Raw genomic sequence first — 21,648 nt, 5'->3', positions numbered from 1 at the left:
CCCGCCCGTGACCACCACCGACGACCCGACCACCCCGGGCCTGGACGGTCCCCTCGCCGAGGCCCTCGTCGGCACCCGGCGGTTCTTCACCCGGGCGGAGGTGTCGGCCGACCGGCGCAGCATCCACGCCAAGGGCGGCCGCGCGGGCGACGCGTTCTACCGAGACCGCTGGAGCCACGACAAGGTCGTCCGCTCGACCCACGGCGTCAACTGCACCGGCTCGTGCTCGTGGAAGGTGTACGTCAAGGACGGCATCATCACGTGGGAGGCGCAGCAGACCGACTACCCGTCGACCGGGCCCGACCGGCCGGAGTACGAGCCCCGCGGCTGCCCGCGCGGAGCCGCCTTCTCCTGGTACACCTACTCCCCCACCAGGGTCCGCTACCCCTACGTCCGCGGCGTGCTGCTCGAGATGTACCGCGAGGCCAAGGCCCGGCTCGGCGACCCTGTCCTGGCGTGGGCCGACGTCGTGGACGACCCCGAGAAGGCCAGGCGCTACAAGGCCGCCCGCGGGAAGGGAGGCCTCGTCCGTGCCAGCTGGGGCGAGGCGGCCGAGATCGTGGCGGCCGCCAACGTCCACACCATCAAGCGATGGGGGCCTGACCGGATCGCCGGCTTCTCCCCCATCCCCGCCATGTCGATGGTGTCGCACGCCTCCGGTGCACGGTTCGTGTCGCTCATCGGCGGGTCGATGCTCTCGTTCTACGACTGGTACGCCGACCTCCCCGTGGCCTCGCCGCAGATCTGGGGCGACCAGACCGACGTGCCCGAGTCGGGCGACTGGTGGGACGCCGGCTACCTCGTCATGTGGGGCTCGAACGTCCCGGTGACCCGCACCCCCGACGCCCACTGGATGGCCGAGGCGCGGTACCGCGGCCAGAAGGTCGTCGTCGTCTCCCCCGACTACGCCGACAACGTGAAGTTCGCCGACGAGTGGCTTCCGGCCGCGCCCGGCACCGACGGCGCGCTCGCCATGGCGATGGGTCACGTGGTGCTCAAGGAGTTCTTCGTCGACCAGCAGGTGGAGTACTTGGAGGAGTACACCCGCCGCTACACCGACCTGCCGTTCCTCGTGTGCCTCGAGGAGTATGCCGGCCGGCCGGGCGCCGGCCCGGACGGCACCGGGGGCTCGGGTGCCGCGGACGGTGGGCACCCGGCATACAGGCCGGGGAAGTTCCTCACCGCGGCCGACCTCGGCGGCGTGGAGGCGCAGGCCGAGAACGCCGCCTTCCGGACGGTCCTCGTGGACTCCGTCACCGGGCAGCACGTCGTGCCCAACGGCACGCTCGGCGACCGGTTCGGCGAGCAGGGCGAGGGCCGCTGGAACCTCGACCTCGGCGACGTCGTGCCCGCGCTCAGCCTCCAGGACACCAGCGAGGGCACCGCGCTCGTCGACCTGCCGCGCTTCGACCTGCCGCGTGGGGGCTCGGAGGTCGTGCGCCGCGGGGTGCCCGTGCGCCGGGTCGCCGGCCACCTCGTGACGACCGTCTTCGACCTGCTGCTGGCGCAGTACGGCGTTGCGCGAGAGGGACTTCCGGGCAGCTGGCCGTCGGGGTACGACGACGCCGAGGGGCACTACACCCCCGCCTGGCAGGAGGCGATCACGGGCGTGCCGGCGCAGGCGGTCGCGCGGATCGCCCGCGAGTTCGCCCAGAACGCGGCCGACACGGGGGGTCGCTCCATGATCCTGGTGGGGGCGGGCACCAACCACTGGTTCCACTCCGACGAGACCTACCGCTGCATGCTGCTCCTGACCACCATCACCGGCTGCCAGGGGCGCAACGGCGGGGGCTGGGCGCACTACGTCGGGCAGGAGAAGGCCCGACCCATCACCGGCTGGGCACAGATGGCGTTCGCGCTGGACTGGGTGCGGCCGCCGCGGCAGATGATCCAGACCGCCTACTGGTACCTGCACACCGACCAGCACCACTACGACCACTACGAGGCCGGCTCGCTCGCCGGGGCGACCGGCACCGGGATGCTCGACGACCGCAGCACCCACGAGCTGCTCCAGCAGTCCGCGCGGCTCGGCTGGATGCCGTCCTACCCGACCTTCGACCGCAACCCGCTGGACCTCGTCGACGAGGCCGAGGCCGAGGGGAGGTCGCCGGCCGACCACGTCGTCGCGGGGCTCACCGACCGCAGCCTGCGCTTCGCCTGCGAGGACCCCGACGCGCCGGAGAACTGGCCGCGGGTGCTGATGATGTGGCGGGCCAACCTGCTCGGCTCCTCGGCCAAGGGCAACGAGTACTTCCTGCGCCACCTGCTCGGCACCGACAGCTCGGTCTCGGCCCGCCCGGACCGCGACGACCTGCCCGAGGGCAAGCTCGACCTGCTCTGCACGCTCGACTTCCGGATGACGAGCTCGACGATCTTCAGCGACGTCGTCCTGCCGGCGGCCACGTGGTACGAGAAGCACGACATCAACACCACGGACATGCACCCGTTCATCCACTCGTTCAACCCGGCCATCAGCCCGCCGTGGCAGACGAGGACGGACTGGGACATCTTCCTGGCCGTCGCCGAGGCGTTCCAGCCGCTGGGTGCCAAGCACCTCGGGGTGCGCAGGGACCTGGTCGCCGCTCCCCTGTTGCACGACACGCCGGACGCCATGGCCACACCACACGGGCGGGTCCGCGACTGGGCGCTCGGCGAGTGCGACCCGGTGCCGGGGAGGACGATGCCCAAGCTCGTCGTCGTCGAGCGCGACTACGGCGCGGTCCACGACCAGATGGTCTCCCTCGGCCCGCTCATGGACACCCTCGGCACCGCGCAGAAGGGCGTGGCCTACGACGTGAAGCGCGAGGTCGAGTACCTGCGCCACAAGAACGGCGTCGTCCGCGGCGGCGCGGGCGACGGCAGGCCCTCGCTCGTGGACGCCCGCCACGTGGCCGAGACGATCATGGCGCTGTCGGGCACCACGAACGGCCACCTCGCCACCCAGGGGTTCAAGACCCTCGAGAAGCGCACCGGCCACCTCCTGCACGACCTCGCGGCCGAGCACGAGGGCAAGCAGATCACCTTCGCCGACACCCAGGCCGCGCCGGTACCCGTCATCACCAGCCCGGAGTGGTCCGGGTCGGAGACCGGCGGTCGGCGCTACTCCCCCTTCACCATCAACGTCGAGCGGCTCAAGCCCTGGCACACCCTCACCGGCCGCCAGCACTTCTACCTCGACCACGACTGGATGCAGGAGCTCGGCGAGGGGCTGCCCGTCTACAAGCCACCGCTCGACATGACCCAGGTGTTCGGAGAGCCGGAGATCGGCAGCATGAGCGAGCTCGGGGTCACCGTCCGGTACCTCACGCCGCACAACAAGTGGTCGATCCACAGCGAGTACCAGGACAACCTGTTCATGCTCTCGCTCTCCCGTGGCGGCCAGGCGATCTGGATCTCCGACAAGGACGCCGCCAAGGTCGGCATCAAGGACAATGACTGGGTGGAGGCGGTCAACCGCAACGGTGTCGTCAACGCGCGGGCCATCGTCAGCCACCGGATGCCCGAGGGCACGGTCTACATGCACCACGCCCAGGACCGGCTCATCGACGTGCCACTCACCGAGAAGACCGGGCGGCGCGGCGGCATCCACAACTCGCTCACGCGCATCCTGGTCAAGCCGAGCCACCTCATCGGCGGCTACGCGCAGCTGTCCTTCGCGTTCAACTACCTCGGCCCGACCGGCAACCAGCGCGACGAGGTCACGGTCATCCGCCGCCGCTCCCAGGAGGTGCAGTACTGATGAGGGTCATGGCGCAGATGGCCATGGTGATGAACCTCGACAAGTGCATCGGGTGCCACACCTGCTCGGTCACGTGCAAGCAGGCGTGGACCAACCGCGCGGGCACCGAGTACGTCTGGTTCAACAACGTCGAGACGCGCCCTGGCCTGGGGTACCCGCGCACCTACGAGGACCAGGACCACTGGCAGGGCGGCTGGGCGCTGACGAGCCGCGGCCGCCTGACGCTGCGCTCGGGCAGCCGGTGGCGCAAGCTCGCGAGCATCTTCTCCAACCCCAAACTGCCCTCGATCGAGGACTACTACGAGCCGTGGACCTACGACTACGAGACGCTGCTCAGCGCCCCGGCGCAGCAGCACTTCCCGGTCGCCCGGCCCATCTCCCTCATCACCGGCAAGCCGGTCAACGTGTCGTGGTCGGCCAACTGGGACGACAACCTCGGCGGGAGCGGGGAGAACGCCGCGCGTGACGTCATGCTCAGGAACATCACCGACAAGGTGAAGCTCGAGTTCGAGCGGACGTTCATGTTCTACCTCCCGCGGATCTGCGAGCACTGCCTCAACCCGTCGTGCGCCGCATCCTGCCCGAGCGGAGCGATCTACAAGCGCTCGGAGGACGGAATCGTCCTCGTCGACCAGGACCGGTGCCGCGGCTGGCGGATGTGCGTGTCCGGCTGCCCCTACAAGAAGGTCTACTTCAACCACCGCACCGGCAAGGCCGAGAAGTGCACCTTCTGCTACCCGCGCGTCGAGGTCGGGATACCGACGGTGTGCTCGGAGACCTGCGTGGGTCGGCTGCGGTACATCGGGCTCGTCCTCTACGACGCCGACAAGGTGCTCGAGGCGGCGTCCGTCGAGGACGAGCACGAGCTGTATGCCGCGCAGCGCGCCGTGTTCCTCGACCCCGACGACCCTGAGGTGCAGCGCGAGGCCGAGCTGGCCGGCATACCGCGCGACTGGGTGGAGGCCGCGCGGCGCTCCCCCGTGCACGCCCTCATCTCCCGGTACGAGGTCGCGCTGCCGCTGCACCCGGAGTACCGCACCATGCCGATGGTCTGGTACATCCCGCCGCTGTCGCCCGTCGTGGACGTCGTGCGCGACACCGGCCACGACGCCGAGGACCGCGGCAACCTCTTCGCGGCGATCGACACGCTGCGGATCCCGGTGGAGTACCTCGCCAACCTCTTCACCGCCGGGGACACCGCGCCGGTCGAGGGGGTGCTCAAGAAGCTGGCCGCGATGCGGTCGTACATGCGCGACATCAACCTGGGCCGCGACCCCGACGAGTCGATCCCGCAGGCCGTCGGCATGGACGGCGAGACGATGTACGACATGTTCCGGCTGCTCGCGCTGGCCAAGTACGACGAGCGCTACGTCATCCCGACCGCCCACGCGGAGCAGGCGCACGCCCTGGAGGAGCTGGCCACCGAGTGCTCGCTCGACTACGAGGGCGGTCCCGGGATGATGGGCGAGTCCGGGCCGTTCGGCGAGGGCTCGGGCGGGCTCACGCCGGTGGCGGTGGAGAACTTCCAGATGCTGCGCCAGCGCCAGACCGCCGACGACCTCAGCGGCGCGGACGCCCCGGAGGCGCAGGGCCGCCTGCGCGGACGGGTCAACCTGCTCAACTGGGACGGCAAGGGCTCACCCCGGGGCCTGTTCCCGAAGAAGCGCCCCGAGGACGACCGGTGATGCCCGGCCGCCGGCGCAGCGCCGGAGCCCCGGCCGGGCGCCTGGACGACGGGACCCTCGCCACGGCGTGGCAGGTCGTGTCGCTGCTGCTCGACTACCCGACCGAGGAGCTGCTCTACCGGCGCCCCCTGCTCGAGTCGGCGGTGGCGCCTCTGCCCGCACCCGTCGCCGACCCGCTGCGCCGGTTCCTGGCCGGGGTGGACAGCACGTCGCTCGGGGAGCTGCAGCGCGAGTACGTCGAGACGTTCGACATCACGCGCCGCTGCTGCCTCTACCTCACGTACTTCGCCCACGGCGACACCCGCAAGCGCGGGCTGGCGCTCGTGCAGGTCAAGCAGGCCTACCGGCGCGCAGGTGCCGAGCTCGACACCGACGAGCTGCCCGACCACCTCGGTGTCGTCCTGGAGTTCGGTGCCACGGCAGACCTGGAGGTCGCCTGGCGCCTGCTCCAGGACCACCGCGCGGGCGTCGAGGTGCTTCGGATCGCGCTGGCGGACAAGGGGTCTCGCTGGCACGACGTCGTGTGCGCCCTCGTCGCCACGCTGCCGGCGCTGCGCGGCGACGACGAGGAGCAGCTCGCCGCGCTCGTTGCCGCGGGACCGCCGTCGGAGGACGTCGGGCTCGACACCCAGCCGTACGCCCTCGACCCCCGGCTCAACCCCCGACCCACCGAGCCGACCGACCTCGGCCCGACCATCCCGGTAGGAGCGCCCTGATGGACACCTTTCTGTGGGTGATCGTCCCCTACAGCTGCCTCGCCGTCTTCGTCGTCGGGCACTACTGGCGGTGGACCTACGACAAGTTCGGCTGGACGACGCGCAGCAGCCAGCTCTACGAGAACCGCCTCCTGCGCTGGGGCAGCCCGCTGTTCCACTTCGGCCTGCTCGGCGTCGTGGGCGGCCACGTGGTCGGGCTGGTCATCCCCAAGAGCTGGACCGAGGCCGTCGGCGTCCACGAGGGGCTGTACCACTTCCTCGCCGTCACCCTCGGTGGCCTCGCAGGGCTGGCGACGCTGGCCGGACTGGTGATCCTCGTCTACCGGCGGCGCACGGTCGGGCCGGTCTTCATGGCGACCACGCGGATGGACAAGCTCATGTACGTCTTCCTCGCCGGCGTGATCGTCCTCGGCATGTGGAACACCGTGGCCAGCAGCATCTTCGGCCACTACGACTACCGCGAGGGCGTCTCCCCCTACTGGCGCAGCATCTTCCTGTTCCGGCCCGACACCTCCCTCATCGCCGACGCACCGGTCGGGTTCCAGCTGCACGCCCTCGTGGCGTTCGTGCTCTTCGCGCTCTGGCCGTTCACGCGGCTGGTCCACGTCTTCAGCGCCCCGGTGGGCTACCTCACCCGCCCGTACATCGTCTACCGCAGCCGGGACGAGGCACGCGAGGGCACGCGCGCACCCGCCCGCGGCTGGGAGAAGGCAGGGAGGTCGCGATGAGCACCGAGCACCCCGCGGACCACGAGCCGATCGACCTGCACCGGGCCGGCTCCGAGCTGCTCGGCCAGGCGCGCAGCCAGTCCAACGGCCACGCCTCGCGCCTGCTGGTCGGCGGCACGGCCCAGCGTGCCGTCCTCATGGCGCTCACCGAGGGCTCCGAGCTCGGCGAGCACGAGTCGCCCGCGGCCGCCACCTTCCAGGTCGTCATCGGCAGTGCACGCCTGTATGCCGCAGGCGGCGCGTCGTGGACCGTCCGCGCGGGCGAGCTGGTCGCCATCCCCGAGGACCGGCACGGCGCGCAGGCGCTGCAGGACTGCGTCATCCTCCTCACCGTGGCGCTCGGCTGACGCGCCTTCCGCGCCGCCCCGCGCCGACCCGCGCCGACCGGGGCACGCGGCGACCGGGCACCCGGCATACCCCCCGGGGCGTGTCCTCGGCCACACGGGACCTAGGTCTCTCCTGCCCGGGGCCGGCTCACGGTGGAGTGGTCGGTGGGACCTGCACCGTGCGGGCCGCGAGAGGAGCTCACCATGCATGCCGTCGTCTACCACGGACCGGGCCGCAAGGCGTGGGAGGAGGTCCCGAAGCCCTCGATCCAGGACGACACCGACGCCATCGTGCGCGTCGACGCCGTCACCATCTGCGGCACGGACCTGCACATCCTCAAGGGTGACGTCCCTGCCGTGACCGACGGGCGGATCCTCGGCCACGAGGCGGTCGGCACGGTCGAGTCGGTCGGCGCCGGCGTCAAGAACCTCTCCCCCGGCGACCGGGTGCTCGTGTCCTGCATCACCGCGTGCGGGTCGTGCCGGTACTGCCGCGAGGGCCGGTACGGGCAGTGCCTGGGCGGCGGCGGCTGGATCCTCGGCCACCTCATCGACGGCACGCAGGCCGAGTACGTGCGGGTGCCGTTCGCCGACACGTCGACCTTCGCCATCCCCGCCGGCGTCACCGACGAGGAGGTCCTCATGCTGGCCGACATCGGCCCGACCGGGTACGAGGTCGGTGTCCTCAACGGGCACGTGCGCCCCGGTGACGTGGTCGCCGTCGTCGGCGCCGGCCCCATCGGCCTGTCCGCGATCATGGGCGCCAAGCTCTTCAGCCCCGCCCACGTCGTGGCCATCGACCTGGCCGACTCCCGGCTCGAGGCGGCCAAGCGGGTCGGCGCCGACGTCGTCGTCAACGCGACGCACGACGACGCGCTCGAGGTCGTCCGTGGCCTCACCGACGGCCTGGGCGCCGACGTGGCGATCGAGGCCGTGGGCGTCCCCGGCACGTTCGAGCAGTGCGCCGCGCTGGTGCGGCCCGGCGGCACCGTCGCCAACGTGGGCGTCCACGGCAAGCCGGCGACCCTGCACCTCGAGGACCTGTGGATCAAGGACGTCACCATCACGACCGGCCTGGTCGACACGTACTCGACGCCGACCCTGCTGCGGCTGCTCTCCAGCCGCCAGCTCGACCTCGGCCAGCTCGTGACCCACCACTTCCACCTCGACGAGTTCATGGACGCCTACGAGGTCTTCGCCAACGCGGCGGACACCCAGGCCCTCAAGGTCGTCCTCACGGCTCGCTCCTGAGGAGGGGACGGTCGTGAAGCGCCTCGTGGTGCTCGGCGGTGGGACCGCCGGAACGATGGTCGTGAACAAGCTGCGACGCAGGCTCGACCGCAGGTCGTGGCAGATCACCGTGGTCGACCGCGACGACGACCACCTCTACCAGCCCGGCTTCCTCTTCCTGCCGTTCGGGACGTATGCGCCCGAGCAGGTCGTGCGCAAGCGGCACCGGTTCATCCCCGACGGGGTCGACCTGGTGCTGGCCGAGATCGACCGGGTCGCACCGGACGAGAAGGTCGTGCACCTGCAGGACGGACGCACCCTCGCGTACGACTACCTCGTCATCGCGACGGGCACGTCGCCGCGGCCGGACCAGACGCCCGGCATGCTGGGCGAGGAGTGGCGCCGCAGCATCTTCGACTTCTACACGTTCGACGGGTCCCGGGCCCTGGCCGACGCGCTGCGGCGCTTCGACCACGGCCGGCTCGTCGTCCACGTCACCGAGATGCCGATCAAGTGCCCGGTCGCGCCGCTGGAGTTCACGTTCCTGGCCGACGCCCACCTGCGCGAGCGGGGGGTGCGCGACCGGGTCGAGCTGGTCTTCGTCACCCCGCTGTCGGGGGCGTTCACCCAGCCCATCGCCTCCGCCCACCTGGGGTCGATGCTCGAGGAGCGCAAGATCCTCGTCGAGCCCGACTTCATGGTCGAGCGGGTCGACGACGAGCACAAGGCGCTCGTCTCCTACGACGAGCGCGAGGTGCCGTTCGACCTGCTCGTCACGGTCCCGCTCAACATGGGCGCCGACTACGTGGCCCGGTCGGGCCTGGGTGACGAGCTGAACTACGTCCCGGTCGACAAGCACACCCTGCTCTCCACGAGGTACGACACGATCTTCGCCGTCGGCGACGCCTCCGACATCCCCGCCTCCAAGGCCGGGTCCGTCGCGCACTTCGCAGTCGACCTGTTCGTCGAGAACTTCGTGGCCCACGCCGCCGGCCGCCCGATGCCGCACTCCTTCGACGGGCACGCCAACTGCTTCGTCGAGTCCGGTGACGGCAAGGGCCTGCTCATCGACTTCAACTACGACACCCAGCCGCTGCCGGGGAAGTTCCCGCTGCCGGGGGTCGGGCCGCTGAGCCTGCTCAAGGAGACCCGCGCCAACCACCTCGGGAAGCTCGCGTTCCGCTGGATCTACTGGAACGTCCTGCTCCCCGGGCGCTACCTGCCGCTGCCCGACCACATGTCGATGACGGGCAAGCAGGTCCCGGCCGAACCGTCCACGGCGGACGCCGCGGTCCACATCTGACCACCAGAGAAGGAGAAGTGCGATGCCCGTCACGACGATCGCAGGCCACACGGTCCAGGTCGACCCCGAGGGCTTCCTCACCGAGTACGCCGAGTGGGACGAGGACCTCGCGAAGGCCCTGGCCGCCCAGATCGGCATCGACCTGACCGACGAGCACTGGCGCGCCATCCGGTTCCTGCGCCAGGACTTCGCCGACCAGGGCGAGACGGCGACGCTGCGGCGCATCAGCACCGTGGGCGGCATACCGGTCAAGCAGCTCTTCGCCCTCTTCCCGCAGAAGCCGGCGAAGAAGCTCGCCTACGTCGCGGGCCTGCCCAAGCCGCACGGCTGCGTCTGACCGGCCGCCGCCCACCCCGACACCGTTGCACGAGAAGGAGAACGCACGATGACCACCGACACGGCCCCCGCCATCATCCCGGACTTCGGCACCGAGGCCACGGCGGGCCGCAAGCTCGCCATCATCTGCTCCAAGGGGAACCTCGACATGGCGTACCCGGGGCTGATCCTGGCCAACGCCGCCCTCGGCGAGGGGGTGGAGACGCACCTGTTCTTCACCTTCTGGGGCTTCGACATGATCAACAAGAAGACCATGGGCGAGCTCAAGTTCAGCCCGCTGGGCAACACGGCCACGCACATGCCGCAGGGTCTCGGCGGCCTCCCGGGGATCACTCACATGGCGACGTCGCGGCTGCGGAAGTCGATCGCCGACGTCGACGTCCCCGAGGTGCCCGAGTTCCTCCAGCAGATCGTCGACTCGGGCGGCCACCTGTGGGCGTGCCGGCTGTCGGCCGACATGAACCACCTGACCGAGGAGGACCTCTACGAGGAGGTCGAGGGCATCATCAGCGCCGCCGACTTCATCGAGAAGACCGACGGCGCCCAGCTGCTCTTCATCTGAGCCTGCTCCCCACGCGGGCCGCAGCCGGTCCGGGTCCGCTGGGTCGTCCCCGGTGCGCCTGACGCACCCGGGACGACCCAGCCCCTCCGGGCAGGGCGCGTACCAGCGCTCCCTGGGTGCCAACCGCACCACCGGCCCAGCGCCCTCCTGCAGACGCTAGGCCGCGTCCGGCGCCGCGGGACGGGACCTTGGTCCCGGTCCGTGGGTGGCGTGTCTCCCGGGGGCCACGGGTGCGTGCCCACGGGGTCACGGGTGCGGGGCACGTCACGGGCAGGGCGCGTCACGGACGGGGCGCGTGGGACCCGGTCACTGACGCCGGTGGCCGCCGGTTCCCCGCGGGGGCAGGAGGCCCTCGCAGTCCTCGAGGCGCCCGGCACGACCGGCGACCGCCAGGGCCCGCAGTGCCGTGACGTCGTCGGCGAAGCCGGGCACGTCGCTGCGCAGCGGGTGCCCGTGCGCACCGACCGGTCCCCCGTCCACCAGGAGGAGGGCAACGCCCGGGTGCGACTCGTGCACGAGGCCGACGACCCGGTCCAGCTCCCGCCGACGCAGCCGCGGCGTGGGCGCCACGTCCACGACGACCGCGTCCACGCCCGGCTCCTCGCACAGGCTGTCGAGCACGGCCGCCAGCTGTCCCGCCTCGACGTCGCGGTCGAGGGCCACGACCGCACCGCGCACGCGCGTGCCCGGGACCAGCGCCTTGACCCGGCGCTCGACGTACTGCGTGAGGTCGGGCAGCGACAGGCCCAGCGCCGGCAGGCGCCGGTTGGCACCCGCGTGCCCGCTCCACGGGTCGTTGGTCAGCAGCACCACCCGTGCTGCCTGGGACCCGGTGCCGGTGGCGCAGAGCCGGCCGGTCGACACCAGCTCGTGCACGTCGGCGGCCGGCACGAACCACGGGGAGCCGCCCCCGGTCGTGGGCCCCTGGCCGAGCCTGGCCACCACGGGCGCCCCGTGCGGCGCCTGGTGGGCCAGGGCCCGGGCCAGCGCACGGCCGCTCGTCGTGTCCGACGACACGAGCACGACACCGACCCCCGGTTCGCCCGCGAGCCAGGCGGCGGCGTCCGGCACGCCCACGCCGACCGCGGCACCGAGGTCGACAGCCGCCGCGACGCCGACGTGGTGCCGGGCCAGCCGCGTGACGAGCTCGGTCCCGCGGCCCCGGTCGCCCACGACCGCCACCGTCCCGGGTCGCAGGTGCGCGGCCGCCGTCCCGATCCCCAGTGCGCCCGGTTCCCGCGTCCCCGCGACGAGGCGCGCCCCCGGCCCCACGACACGGGCGCCGATGGCTGCGGCGACTCGGGCGGCCTCCAGGACGGTCGTGGTCACCTCCTGGGCGGGCCGTCCGGACCCGAGCACAACCGCCCTGGCCCCGGCGCCGACGACGTCACGGACCACGCGTGCCGGGTCCGAGACGTCGCCGACGACGGCGAGGTCCAGCAGGGGCGGCAACTCGCGGCCGGGGCCACGGAGCGGCACCGTGAGGTGGCGCACGGGAGCGCTGCTGTGGACCCGGAGCGCACCCGGTCCCGCGGCCCACCGCTCGGGTCCGTCCTCGTGCACGACCACGACCGACTCCGGGTGGAACAGCGGCTCGAGGTACTCGTGCCAGGCGATGTCGGTGCGCGCGCCCATGGCGCGGTGGAGGTCCTCCACGCGGTCCAGGTCGATCCAGACGTCGGCGACCCCCTCGGACGCGTCCACGCGCACGTCGGGGCCCAGGTGGCGCAGGACGTCGAGCATCTGGCCGTTGGTGCCCAGGACCTGCCCGCTGAGCGTGTGCAGCCCGCGCGCGAGCGACCGGTCCACCAGGCCCTCGAGCACGAGCGTCCCCACGCCGTGGCCCTGGACGCGGTCGGCGACGGCCACCGCGAACTCCGCGCTGTCCGCGTCGAGGCGGTGGGTCGACCCCACGGCGACGACGGCGTCCCCCATGGTCGCGACGAGGGCGTCCAGCGTCCGGTGCCGGTCCAGCAGGACCGCCGTGTACTCCTCCGACAGGGGGGACGCGGAGAGGAACCGCTGGTAGCTGGACCGGGGGGACAACCCGTCGAGCAGTCGCTGGATGCGGTCCAGGTCGTCCAGGCGCGGTACCCGGAGCACCACGGGCGCGCCGTCACGCGTCAACGTCCTCCCCGGCACCGCCCTCACCAGCCTCCCTCCCCTGCGCCCACTGTCCCGTCGGCAGCGGGTTGCCGGCCCGGGTCCAAGGTCCCTGTGGTCGGGCGCCCGGGAGCCCCGACGATGGTTCCAGTCCGCGGTGGGCCGCCCCGCAGGACGAGACGTCGGGACCAGCCGGCGGCGGCCGGAGGGAGCCACCGTGTCCGTCATCCTCAGCTTCGCCGGGGCGGCCGGCACCGTGACCGGCAGCAAGTTCGTCGTGGAGCACGCGGGCTCGCGGACGCTGGTCGACGCGGGCCTCTACCAGGGCGAGCGGTCCTGGCGCCGGCTCAACTGGGAGCACACCATCGGGCACCCGGAGACCGTGGACGACGTCGTCCTCACCCACACGCACCTGGACCACTGCGGCTACCTGCCCGCACTGGTGCGCCAGGGCTTCCACGGTCCGGTGTGGGCCAGCGCCGGCACCGCCGGCCTGCTCCCGATCGTGCTGCGGGACAGTGCGCACCTGCTCGAGGAGGAGGCGGCATACGCCCAGGCGGCGGGGTACTCCAAGCACGACCCCGCGCTGCCCCTGTACACCGCTTCCGACGTCGAGCGCGTCCTCGACCTCGTGCGGCCCGTGCCGTTCGCGACGGCGCAGCACACCGCGGGCGGGGCCACGGTGACCCTCCACCGCGCCGGGCACGTGCTGGGGTCGGCCTCGGTGCACGTCACGACCGGCGGGCGCTCGGTGCTCTTCTCCGGCGACCTGGGTCGCCCCACCCACCCGCTCCTGCTGCCGCGCGAGGACCCGCCTGCCGCGGACGTCGTCGTGCTGGAGTCGACGTACGGCGACCGACTGCACCCGCACTCCGCGGGCTCGGACCAGCACGAGCCGCTCGCGGCTGCCATCCGCCGGACCATCGGGCGCGGGGGCTCCGTCCTCATCCCGGCCTTCGCCGTCGACCGCACCGAGCTCGTGCTGCTCGCGCTGGCCAGGCTGCGTGCGCAGGGCCGCATCCCGGCGGTACCCGTCCACGTGGACAGCCCGATGGCCCTCGCGGCCCTCGAGGTCTACCAGCGCCCCGACCTCGCACCGGAGATGCGACCGGACGCCATCGCCGAGCTGCTGGAGATGACCGACGTGCACGAGGCCAGGACCGCCGACGAGTCCCGGCGGCTCAACACCCCGGGCACTCCCTGCATCATCGTCTCCGCCTCCGGGATGGCCACCGGGGGCCGCGTCGTGCACCACCTCGCCAGCCTGCTGCCGCGCGCCAGGAACACCGTGGTGCTCACCGGCTACCAGGCGGTGGGGACCCGCGGGCGCTCGCTGCAGGAGGGGGTGCGTGAGCTCAAGGTGCTCGGGCAGTACGTCCGCGTGCGTGCCGAGGTGGTGGTCGACGACACCTTCTCGGTCCACGCCGACGCCGACGAGCTCGTGTCCTGGCTGGACCGGCTGCCCAGGCCACCCCAGGTCGTCTACCTGGTCCACGGCGAGCCCGCCTCCCGGGACGCGCTGGCCCACCGGGTCCGCGAGCACCTGGACTGCGCCGTCGCGCTCCCGCGCCTCGGCGAGCGGGTCGTCGTGTGACGGCCCACCACCCGCACCGCCCGGTCCCGGGCGGTCCCGGCCCCGCGAAGGAGAGACCCATGACCGGTTCGGCATCGACCCCGCCGCGCATCCGCCAGTGGCAGGTCCAGCTCACCCTGTTCGAGCACGAGGGCGCCACGCACGCCCGTGCCGTCCTGCACGGCGACTCCCCCACGCCGATCGAGGCGGCCGGGGACAGCGCCCGCGGGCCCCACGACAGCGACGTCCCGGAGATCGGCGACGAGGTGGCCGTCGCCCGCGCGCTGCGGCGGCTCGCCGACCGGCTCCTCGACACGGCCGCCGGGGACATCGAGGAGGTCACCGGCGAGCACGACGTCACCCTGCGTCCGCTCTGAACCGTCCGGGCCCGATGACCGGCACCGTGTCCGCGGCGACCCTCGCAGCCCGGGGCGAGCCGGACCCGCGGGAGTCGGCGGACCGGCTGCTGCGCGACCTGCGCACGAGCCGCCGCGGGCTCGCCGGTCGTGAGGCCGCCCGGCGGCTGGCCGTCACCGGCGAGAACGTGCTCGTGCGGTCCGGGCGGCGCCTGTGGGTCCGCGAGCTGCTCCGGCAGCTGACGCACCCGCTGGCGGCCCTGCTGTGGCTCGCCGCGCTGCTGGCCCTCGCCAGCGGCACCGTCCCGCTCGCGGTCGCGATCGTCGTGGTCGTGCTGCTCAACGCCGTCTTCGCCTTCGCCCAGGAGCGCCACGCGGTCCGCGCCGTCGAGGCGCTCGAGGCCTACCTCCCGCAGCAGGTGCGCGTCCGGCGCGACGACGAGCTCGTGACCCTCGAGGCACGGCTGCTCGTCCCCGGCGACGTCGTGGCGGTCGGCGAGGGCGAGCGGGTCTCCGCCGACGCACGGATCCTCAGCGGCTCGGTCGAGGTCGACCTGTCGACGCTGACCGGCGAGTCGCTCCCGGTCGCCCGGGGCGTCGAGGGCCGCCTCGACGCCCCGCTGCTCGAGGCCACCGACCTGCTCTTCAGCGGCACCTCGTGCGTGGGCGGTGAGGTGGAGGCGGTCGTGTACGCCACGGGCATGCACACCGAGCTCGGGCGCATCGCGGCGCTGGCCCAGCGCACCGAGCCCGACCCCAGCCCGCTCGAGCAGCAGGTCACCCGGGTCGCGAGACTCATCGCCCTCGTGGCCGTCGGCACCGGGCTGGCGTTCATCCCCGTCGGCACGCTCGTGGCCGGGATGTCGGTGGCGGACACGGTCCAGTTCGCCATCGGGCTGCTCGTGGCCAACGTGCCCGAGGGGCTGCTCCCGACGATCACCCTCGCCCTGGCCCTGGGCGTCCGGCTGCTCGCCCGCAGCGGGGCCCTGGTCAAGCGGATCTCTGCCGTGGAGACGCTCGGGTCGACCAGTGTCATCTGCACGGACAAGACCGGCACCCTGACGCTCAACCGCATGCGCGTCGTCCGATGCTGGACCCCGTCCGGCACCACCACGGTCGACCCGTCCGCCACCGCCCCCCTGGCTGGGGCACGGCGCCTGGTCCGCGCGGCGGCAGCCTGCACCAGCGCCACCTGGGACCCGTCCGCCCCGGCGGTCGAGCACGGCGACCCGACGGAGGTCGCGCTGCTGCGCGCCGCCCCGCTGGCGGGCCTGCCCGTCCCGGACCACGCCGACCGGCTCCAGGTGTTCCACTTCGACCCGGCGCTCAAGCGGATGTCGGCCGTGCACGCCGACGGGCGTGACCGGGTCGTCCTGACCAAGGGGGCACCCGAGTCGCTCGTCGGGCTGTGCCGCTTCGTCGGGGCGCAGGACGGCACGGACCTGCTGCTCACCGACGACCACCGCACGGCCGTCCTCGCGCTGGTCGACGCGTGGGCGCGGGAGGGGCTGCGGGTCCTGGGGGTCGCGTCCCGCCGCGTGTCCCCCGCGGAGCCCGACCGGCTCGAACGGGCCGGTGCCGAGCGCGACCTCACGCTCCTCGGCCTCGTCGCGATGGTGGACCCGCCGCGCACCGAGATCGCGCCGGCCGTGCAGGCCTGCCACTCCGCCGGCATCCGGCTCGTCATCGTGACCGGCGACCACGGGCTCACGGCCAAGGGGATCGCGCAGCAGGTCGGCATCGGCGACGCGGGCACCCCGGTGGTGACCGGGCGAGACCTCGACGCGATGGGCGACGCCGAGCTGGACGCGCTGCTCGAGGCGCACGAGGAGCTGATCTTCGCCCGCAGCTCACCGGAGGCCAAGCTGCGGATCGCCGACGCCCTGCGTGCGCTCGGGCACGTCGTGGCGATGACCGGGGACGGCGTGAACGACGCGCCGGCGCTGCGCCGGGCCGACATCGGGGTGGCCATGGGCCGCACCGGCACCGACGTCGCCCGCGAGGCCGCCACCATGGTGCTCACCGACGACAACTTCGCCACCATCGTCGCCGCGGTCCGGTCCGGGCGGCAGGTCTACGACAACGTCCGCAAGTTCATCGTGTACATCTTCGCCCACGCCACCCCGGAGGTCGTGCCCTTCCTCGCGTACGCCCTGTCGGGTGGGCGGATCCCGTTGCCGCTCACCGTGATGCAGATCCTCGCGATCGACCTCGGCACGGAGACGCTGCCCGCGCTGGCGCTCGGACGGGAGCCGGCGGAACCGGGGATCATGGAGGCGCCCCCACGGCGCCGTGGCCAGAACGTGGTCGACCGGACGATGCTCGGCCGGGCGTGGGGGCTGCTCGGGGGCCTGTCCGCGGCACTGGTGCTCACGGCAAACCTGGTCACCCTGCGGGCCGGCGGCTGGCGGCCCGGCGCCGACGTCGCGACGGGACCGCTGCACCACACGTGGCAGCAGGCGACCACCATGTCCTTCCTCGCGATCGTGGCGTGCCAGGTCGGGACCGCCGTCGCGGCACGGACCCAGCGTGCGTCGTTGCGACGCACCGGGCTCCTGACCAACCCGCTGCTGGGGTGGGGCATCGCGTTCGAGCTCGCGTTCGCGGCCGCGGTGGTGCTCCTGCCGGCCGCGCAGCGCGTCTTCTCGACCGCTGCACCCGAGCCGTGGCAGGTCGCCCTGCTGCTCCCGATGCCGGTGCTGGTGTGGGGTGCGGACGAGGTGTGGCGCTGGCGACGGCGCCGGGCGCGGCCGACCGCTGCGCCGGGACCAACGGCCCGTCCCTGAGGCCGTCCTGCGGGCCGATGCTGGAGAACGGGAAGGGAGATGGTCCGGATGTCAGACCACGTGCGCACACCGATGGGTCAGGACACGACGGAGGACACCGAGCTGCGGGAGCGGGCGCTCAAGCGGCTCAAGGACAAGCGGGGGCTGATGGCGCACGTCCTGTCGTACGTCATGGTCAACGGCCTGCTCATCACCATCTGGTTCGTCACCGGCGCCGGGTTCTTCTGGCCGGTATTCATCCTGCTCGGGTGGGGGATCGGCCTGGTGTTCAACGCCTGGGACGTCCTGTGGCCCGAGCCGGGACCCGAGCGGGTGCAGGCCGAGATGGAGCGCCTGCGCCGACGCGAGCACCCGGGAGGAACCCCATGACCACACCCACCGGCCGCCCCATCGTCGTCGGGGTCGACGGAGCCACGTACACCCGCAGCGCCCTCGACTGGGCCCTCGAGGAGGCCGTCCGGGAGGGGTGCGGCATCATGCTCGTGCACGGCCGCCAGGTACCGGTCCAGGGACCCCACATCGAGCCCCTCATGGAGGCCTCCGACGCGGTGGCCCAGCGCATCCTGCACGCCGCGCGCCAGCGCATCCACGGCGTCTCCCCCGGCACGCAGGTCACGACCGCCACCGGGATCGGCAGCCCGGGGATGCTGCTCGTCGACGCGTCCAGGGACGCGCGGCTCGTCGTGGTGGGGGCACGGGGCCGTGGCACGGTCGCGAGCGCCTTCCTCGGGTCGACGTCGGTCGACGTGGCCGCCCGGGCCCACTGCCCCGCGGTCGTCGTGCGTGAGCTGCCCGCCACCAGCTCCGCCCCGTCGGGGGTCGTCGTGGGGTCGGACGGCTCGGAGCTCAGCACCGCGGCCATCGGCGAGGCCTTCCGCGAGGCCGACTCGCGCGGCGCCCCGCTGACGGTGGTGCACACCTGGTCGATCGAGCTGGCCGACACCGGCATGACCATGCTGGAGTCCGACGAGGCACGCGAGCGGATCGCCGAGTCGGAGTCGGCCCTCGCGGCGCAGGCCGTCGCCGGGTGGGCCGAGAAGTACCCGCAGGTGCCGGTGCGGACCGTCGTCCTCAACGCGCACCCGGTCGAGGCCCTCGCCGACGCCTCGCGCGATGCCGAGCTGGTCGTCGTCGGCACCCGTGGCCGCGGAGGGTTCCGCGGGCTGCTGCTGGGGTCGGTGAGCCAGGGCGTGCTGCACCACGCGCACTGCCCCGTCATGGTCGTGCGACCGGAGGACGGGCGGCCGGAGGACGGGCAGCCGGAGGACGGGTCATGACGCCCGAGACCGCCGCCACACCGGTGCCCACAGCCGACGACAGCGGCCCGGCCACGATGCGCTACTGGCTCGTGCGGGTCGCCATCTCCGAGCGCGGGGACCGGACGTGGGCCCGTGCCGTGCTGCGCACCAACCCGGGCCGCGAGCTCGACGCGACCGGGCGCGCCGTGTGCCGGGCCGGCGACCTGCCGGACCGCGAGATCGGCGACGAGGTGGCCGCGGCCCGCGCATTGCGCGCCCTGGCCGATCGCCTGCTCGAGCGGGCGACCGCCGACATCGCCCAGGTCACGGGCGAGCACGAGGTGTCGCTGCGGCACCACTGAGCGCCGGCGCCGCAGCGCCAACATGCCGGGTATGCCGCGGTGTCCAGCGTCCCCGCGCGCCCCGCGCGGGCCGGGTTCCGCAGGCACGGCGGCCGGGTTCCGCGGGCACGGCGGCCAGGTTCACCGCCGGGTTCCCAGCGCGCCGGGCGCTCATCCGCGCGCGAGGCGTTCGCGGGTCACCCTCGCCTCGTCCGACCAGCCCGTCAGCACGGCGACGCCGGTGAGACGGCCCGTCGCGAGGTCGTCCAGCGCCGTGTCCGCCTGCTCGAAGGGGTAGCTCGTCACCTGCGCCCGCACCTGCAGCCGTCCGGCGAGCCGCATGAGCTCCTCGCCGTCCGCCCGCGTGTTGGCGGTGACCGTCGTGAGCCGCTTCTCCAGGAACAGGTGCCGCTGGTAGTCCAGGACCGGCACGTCGCTCAGGTGGATGCCGGCCAGCACCAGGGAGCCCCCACGGTCCAGCGCCTCGAGGGCGACCGGCACGAGGTCGCCGACCGGGGCGAAGACGATGGCCGCGTCCAGCGGGACGGGGGGCGCGTCGTACGCGTCGCCCGCCGACGACGCGCCGAGCTCGAGTGCCATGAGCCGGGCCCGAGCGCCGCGGGTGAGGACGTGCACCTCGGCCCCCTGGGCCAGGGCCACCTGCGCCGTGAGGTGGGCGCTCGCGCCGAACCCGTAGAGCCCGAGGCGCCCACCCGGGGGCAGCGCCGCCCGGCGCAGCGCGCGGTACCCGATGATGCCCGCACACAGCAGCGGTGCGGCCTGCTCGGCGGGCAGGGAGTCGGGCACGCGGTAGGCGAACGCGGACGGCGCCACCACGTACTCGGCATACCCGCCGTCGTGGTCCCAGCCGGTGAACTCCGCTCGGGGGCAGAGGTTCTCCGCGCCGCTGCGGCACCAGCGGCACTCGCCGCAGGTGTGCCGCAGCCACGCGACCCCCACACGGTCTCCCGCCCGGAAGCGGCCGCCCGACTCCGGGGCGACGACGGTGCCGACCACCTCGTGCCCCGGGACGACGCGCGGACGGTGCGGCGCGAGGTCGCCGTCGGCGACGTGCAGGTCGGTCCGGCAGACCCCGCACGCCTCGACGCGCACGAGCACCTCGCCGGGCGCAGGCTCCGGGACGCGGCGCTCGGCCAGGCGCAGCCGTCCCGGCGCGCCTCCCCGGCCGGTGACCTCCCAAGCCCTCATCCGCAGCCCCTCTCCCGTCCCCGGGCTCCTGGCGTGCGCGGGCCCGTGCCCCACTCCAGCACGACGGATCATGCGGGCGCCAGGACCCAGGTCCCGCGGCCGCCGCCTCAGTGCTCGTCGAGGTCGGACCAGTCCAGCGCGTCGCCGCCCAGGCGCGACCAGCCGCCGCCGAGGAGGATCTCGAGCAGCTCCTCCATCTCGGCGTGGCTCAGCCGTCGCTCGTCCGGACGCCCCTCCTCCACCACACTCCCCCTCCCGGGCGTCGAGGGCGCCAGCACGCCCGTGCTCCCAACGTCGGCCAGGCGGCACCGACCGGCAACCGGGCCGCGGCGTCCGGCGGCGTGTCGCGCGGTGATACCAGCCGAACGGCCGAGTTTCGTGCCCGCCCCGGGACCAATGACCCTGAGCGCCGCCGCGGACCGCGGGTTGACTCGACCTCGGGTGCGGAAATCCCGCACCAGAACGAGGGAGCAGGAATGCCGCAGACGTCGATGACATCGCGGACCCCCACGGCCGACCCCACCGGGGACGGCCTGACGCACCTTTCGGTGCGCGAGCTGCTGCAGCGCCTGGCCGCCTGCGAGGAGGCGCTGCGTGACCCGGTGCCCGCCGCTGACCGGCTGTCCTCGCCGGGCTCGTCCGCCGGTTCGAGGCCGGCGAAGCGCGGCTCCGTCCGTCGCGTGGCCGGCCGTCATGCGCTCGGCGCGGGGATGCCGATGCCGGGCCAGCAGGCGCCCGCCGAACGGCAGGTGCTCCTGCGCGACGAGGCCGCGATCTCCCGTGAACTGCAGCGCCGGCGCCACCTGCGCCGCCCCGGCCAGCACGCGACGGGCCGTCGCCCGTCGGCGGCGTGGCCGCCCCCACCGTGGTGACGAGGACATGCCATGACCAGTGAGACGACGACGTCCGGCTACCAGGTCGAGACCGTGACGCTGCACGACGAGCCCACCCTGGTGCTGCACGGCACCGTGGCAGGAGGCCAGGTGGCCACCTTCATGCAGGAGGCGTTCGCCCGCGTCGCGCGGGTGGCCGGCAGCGACGGGATGCACATCGCGGGGCCGCCGTTCGCGCGGGTGCACCCCGAGGACGACGGCACGCTGGAGGTGGAGGCCGGCTTCCCCGTCAGTGGCATGGCCCTGGGCCAGGGGGAGGTCAAGGTCTCGCACCTGCCGGGCGGCACGGCCCTGCGCACGACGCACCGGGGCGCGTACGCCCAGAGCCGCCTGGCGCACGAGGCGCTGCACGCGTATGCCGCGGAGCACCACCTCACGCCGGCCGGCGACGCGTGGGAGGTTTACCTCGACACCCCCGACGTCCCCGTGCCGCGGACGGTCGTCGTGCTGCCGACGCTCGCCGCGGGCGACGCGGCCCTCGCCGCCTCCGGCTGACCCCTGCGGTCGCCCGCGGCACGCAGGCG

20 protein-coding genes are annotated in these 21,648 nt (G+C 73.3%); 17 read left to right on the top strand and 3 right to left on the bottom strand.

What is annotated here, in order from left to right; genetic code table 11:
* The first annotated feature begins 7 nt into the window (after positions 1–7).
* The 9 genes from J2X64_RS16050 to J2X64_RS16010 all read left to right on the top strand — a co-directional run bounded on the left by J2X64_RS16050 (position 8) and on the right by J2X64_RS16010 (position 10,625).
* Complete coding sequence (locus J2X64_RS16050) at positions 8–3,739, top strand: nitrate reductase subunit alpha (protein ID WP_310156681.1); 3,732 nt, start codon at positions 8–10, stop codon at positions 3,737–3,739.
* The gene (narH, locus tag J2X64_RS16045; RefSeq protein ID WP_310156679.1) at positions 3,739–5,424 is read left to right on the top strand and encodes a nitrate reductase subunit beta; all 1,686 of its coding nucleotides are present in this window, start codon (positions 3,739–3,741) and stop codon (positions 5,422–5,424) included. Before J2X64_RS16050 ends, narH begins: the two co-directional genes overlap by 1 nt.
* Entirely contained in the window at positions 5,424–6,140 is a 717-nt protein-coding gene (gene narJ, locus J2X64_RS16040) for a nitrate reductase molybdenum cofactor assembly chaperone (RefSeq protein ID WP_310156677.1), read from the top strand. Before narH ends, narJ begins: the two co-directional genes overlap by 1 nt.
* Entirely contained in the window at positions 6,140–6,868 is a 729-nt protein-coding gene (narI, locus tag J2X64_RS16035; RefSeq protein WP_310156675.1) for a respiratory nitrate reductase subunit gamma, read from the top strand. The genes narJ and narI overlap by 1 nt, the downstream gene beginning before the upstream one ends.
* Complete coding sequence (locus tag J2X64_RS16030; RefSeq protein ID WP_310156673.1) at positions 6,865–7,215, top strand: hypothetical protein; 351 nt, start codon at positions 6,865–6,867, stop codon at positions 7,213–7,215. The genes narI and J2X64_RS16030 overlap by 4 nt, the downstream gene beginning before the upstream one ends.
* Before the next feature lie 183 nt (positions 7,216–7,398).
* Positions 7,399–8,445, top strand: coding sequence for a zinc-dependent alcohol dehydrogenase family protein (locus tag J2X64_RS16025; protein ID WP_310156672.1), 1,047 nt, complete (start codon positions 7,399–7,401; stop codon positions 8,443–8,445).
* Between the two features lie 13 nt (positions 8,446–8,458).
* Positions 8,459–9,727, top strand: a complete 1,269-nt coding sequence (locus J2X64_RS16020; RefSeq protein ID WP_310156670.1) for an FAD/NAD(P)-binding oxidoreductase — start codon at positions 8,459–8,461, stop codon at positions 9,725–9,727.
* A 22-nt stretch (positions 9,728–9,749) separates the two neighbouring features.
* The gene (locus tag J2X64_RS16015; protein ID WP_310156668.1) at positions 9,750–10,064 is read left to right on the top strand and encodes a TusE/DsrC/DsvC family sulfur relay protein; all 315 of its coding nucleotides are present in this window, start codon (positions 9,750–9,752) and stop codon (positions 10,062–10,064) included.
* 48 nt (positions 10,065–10,112) lie between these two features.
* Positions 10,113–10,625 (top strand): DsrE/DsrF/DrsH-like family protein, encoded by a 513-nt coding sequence (locus J2X64_RS16010; RefSeq protein ID WP_310156666.1) that lies wholly within the window; start codon positions 10,113–10,115, stop codon positions 10,623–10,625.
* A gap of 306 nt (positions 10,626–10,931) precedes the next feature.
* On the opposite strand, the gene J2X64_RS16005 is transcribed toward J2X64_RS16010, so the two are convergent.
* Positions 10,932–12,731 (bottom strand): hypothetical protein, encoded by a 1,800-nt coding sequence (locus J2X64_RS16005; RefSeq protein WP_310156664.1) that lies wholly within the window; start codon positions 12,729–12,731, stop codon positions 10,932–10,934.
* Positions 12,732–12,945: 214 nt separating this feature from the next.
* Here J2X64_RS16005 and J2X64_RS16000 point away from each other — a divergent pair, with 214 nt between their 5' ends.
* From J2X64_RS16000 to J2X64_RS15975, 6 genes are read left to right on the top strand one after another with little or no spacing between them, the layout of a single operon-like run.
* Positions 12,946–14,322 carry an MBL fold metallo-hydrolase gene (locus J2X64_RS16000; protein ID WP_310156662.1) on the top strand — a complete coding sequence of 459 codons (1,377 nt, stop codon included), beginning with the start codon at positions 12,946–12,948 and terminating at the stop codon, positions 14,320–14,322.
* Between the two features lie 59 nt (positions 14,323–14,381).
* A complete protein-coding gene (locus J2X64_RS15995; protein WP_310156661.1) occupies positions 14,382–14,678 on the top strand; it encodes a DUF1876 domain-containing protein in 297 nt (98 codons plus the stop codon).
* Positions 14,679–14,692: 14 nt separating this feature from the next.
* On the top strand, positions 14,693–17,443 hold the full coding sequence (locus J2X64_RS15990) for a cation-transporting P-type ATPase (protein ID WP_310156659.1): 2,751 nt from the start codon (positions 14,693–14,695) through the stop codon (positions 17,441–17,443).
* Positions 17,444–17,491: 48 nt separating this feature from the next.
* A complete protein-coding gene (locus tag J2X64_RS15985) occupies positions 17,492–17,812 on the top strand; it encodes a 2TM domain-containing protein (RefSeq protein WP_310156657.1) in 321 nt (106 codons plus the stop codon).
* Positions 17,809–18,720: a universal stress protein gene (locus J2X64_RS15980; RefSeq protein ID WP_310156656.1), complete on the top strand. Its 912-nt coding sequence runs from the start codon at positions 17,809–17,811 to the stop codon at positions 18,718–18,720. Before J2X64_RS15985 ends, J2X64_RS15980 begins: the two co-directional genes overlap by 4 nt.
* Positions 18,717–19,043, top strand: a complete 327-nt coding sequence (locus tag J2X64_RS15975) for a dsRBD fold-containing protein (RefSeq protein ID WP_310156654.1) — start codon at positions 18,717–18,719, stop codon at positions 19,041–19,043. The genes J2X64_RS15980 and J2X64_RS15975 overlap by 4 nt, the downstream gene beginning before the upstream one ends.
* A gap of 150 nt (positions 19,044–19,193) precedes the next feature.
* Here J2X64_RS15975 and J2X64_RS15970 read toward each other — a convergent pair whose 3' ends face one another.
* Together J2X64_RS15970 and J2X64_RS15965 are read right to left on the bottom strand one after the other, a co-directional pair.
* Entirely contained in the window at positions 19,194–20,231 is a 1,038-nt protein-coding gene (locus J2X64_RS15970) for a zinc-dependent alcohol dehydrogenase family protein (RefSeq protein WP_310156652.1), read from the bottom strand.
* A 107-nt stretch (positions 20,232–20,338) separates the two neighbouring features.
* Positions 20,339–20,473 (bottom strand): hypothetical protein, encoded by a 135-nt coding sequence (locus tag J2X64_RS15965; RefSeq protein WP_310156651.1) that lies wholly within the window; start codon positions 20,471–20,473, stop codon positions 20,339–20,341.
* Between the two features lie 234 nt (positions 20,474–20,707).
* Here J2X64_RS15965 and J2X64_RS15960 point away from each other — a divergent pair, with 234 nt between their 5' ends.
* Together J2X64_RS15960 and J2X64_RS15955 are read left to right on the top strand one after the other, a co-directional pair.
* Complete coding sequence (locus J2X64_RS15960) at positions 20,708–21,103, top strand: hypothetical protein (RefSeq protein WP_310156649.1); 396 nt, start codon at positions 20,708–20,710, stop codon at positions 21,101–21,103.
* A 12-nt stretch (positions 21,104–21,115) separates the two neighbouring features.
* The gene (locus J2X64_RS15955; RefSeq protein WP_310156647.1) at positions 21,116–21,619 is read left to right on the top strand and encodes a GyrI-like domain-containing protein; all 504 of its coding nucleotides are present in this window, start codon (positions 21,116–21,118) and stop codon (positions 21,617–21,619) included.
* Positions 21,620–21,648 lie beyond the last annotated feature (29 nt).

Origin of the sequence: Phycicoccus sp. 3266, from assembly GCF_031456495.1 — a bacterium.
Classification (GTDB): Bacteria; Actinomycetota; Actinomycetes; order Actinomycetales; family Dermatophilaceae; genus Pedococcus.
This window is presented reverse-complemented; position numbering and strand designations above follow the sequence as displayed.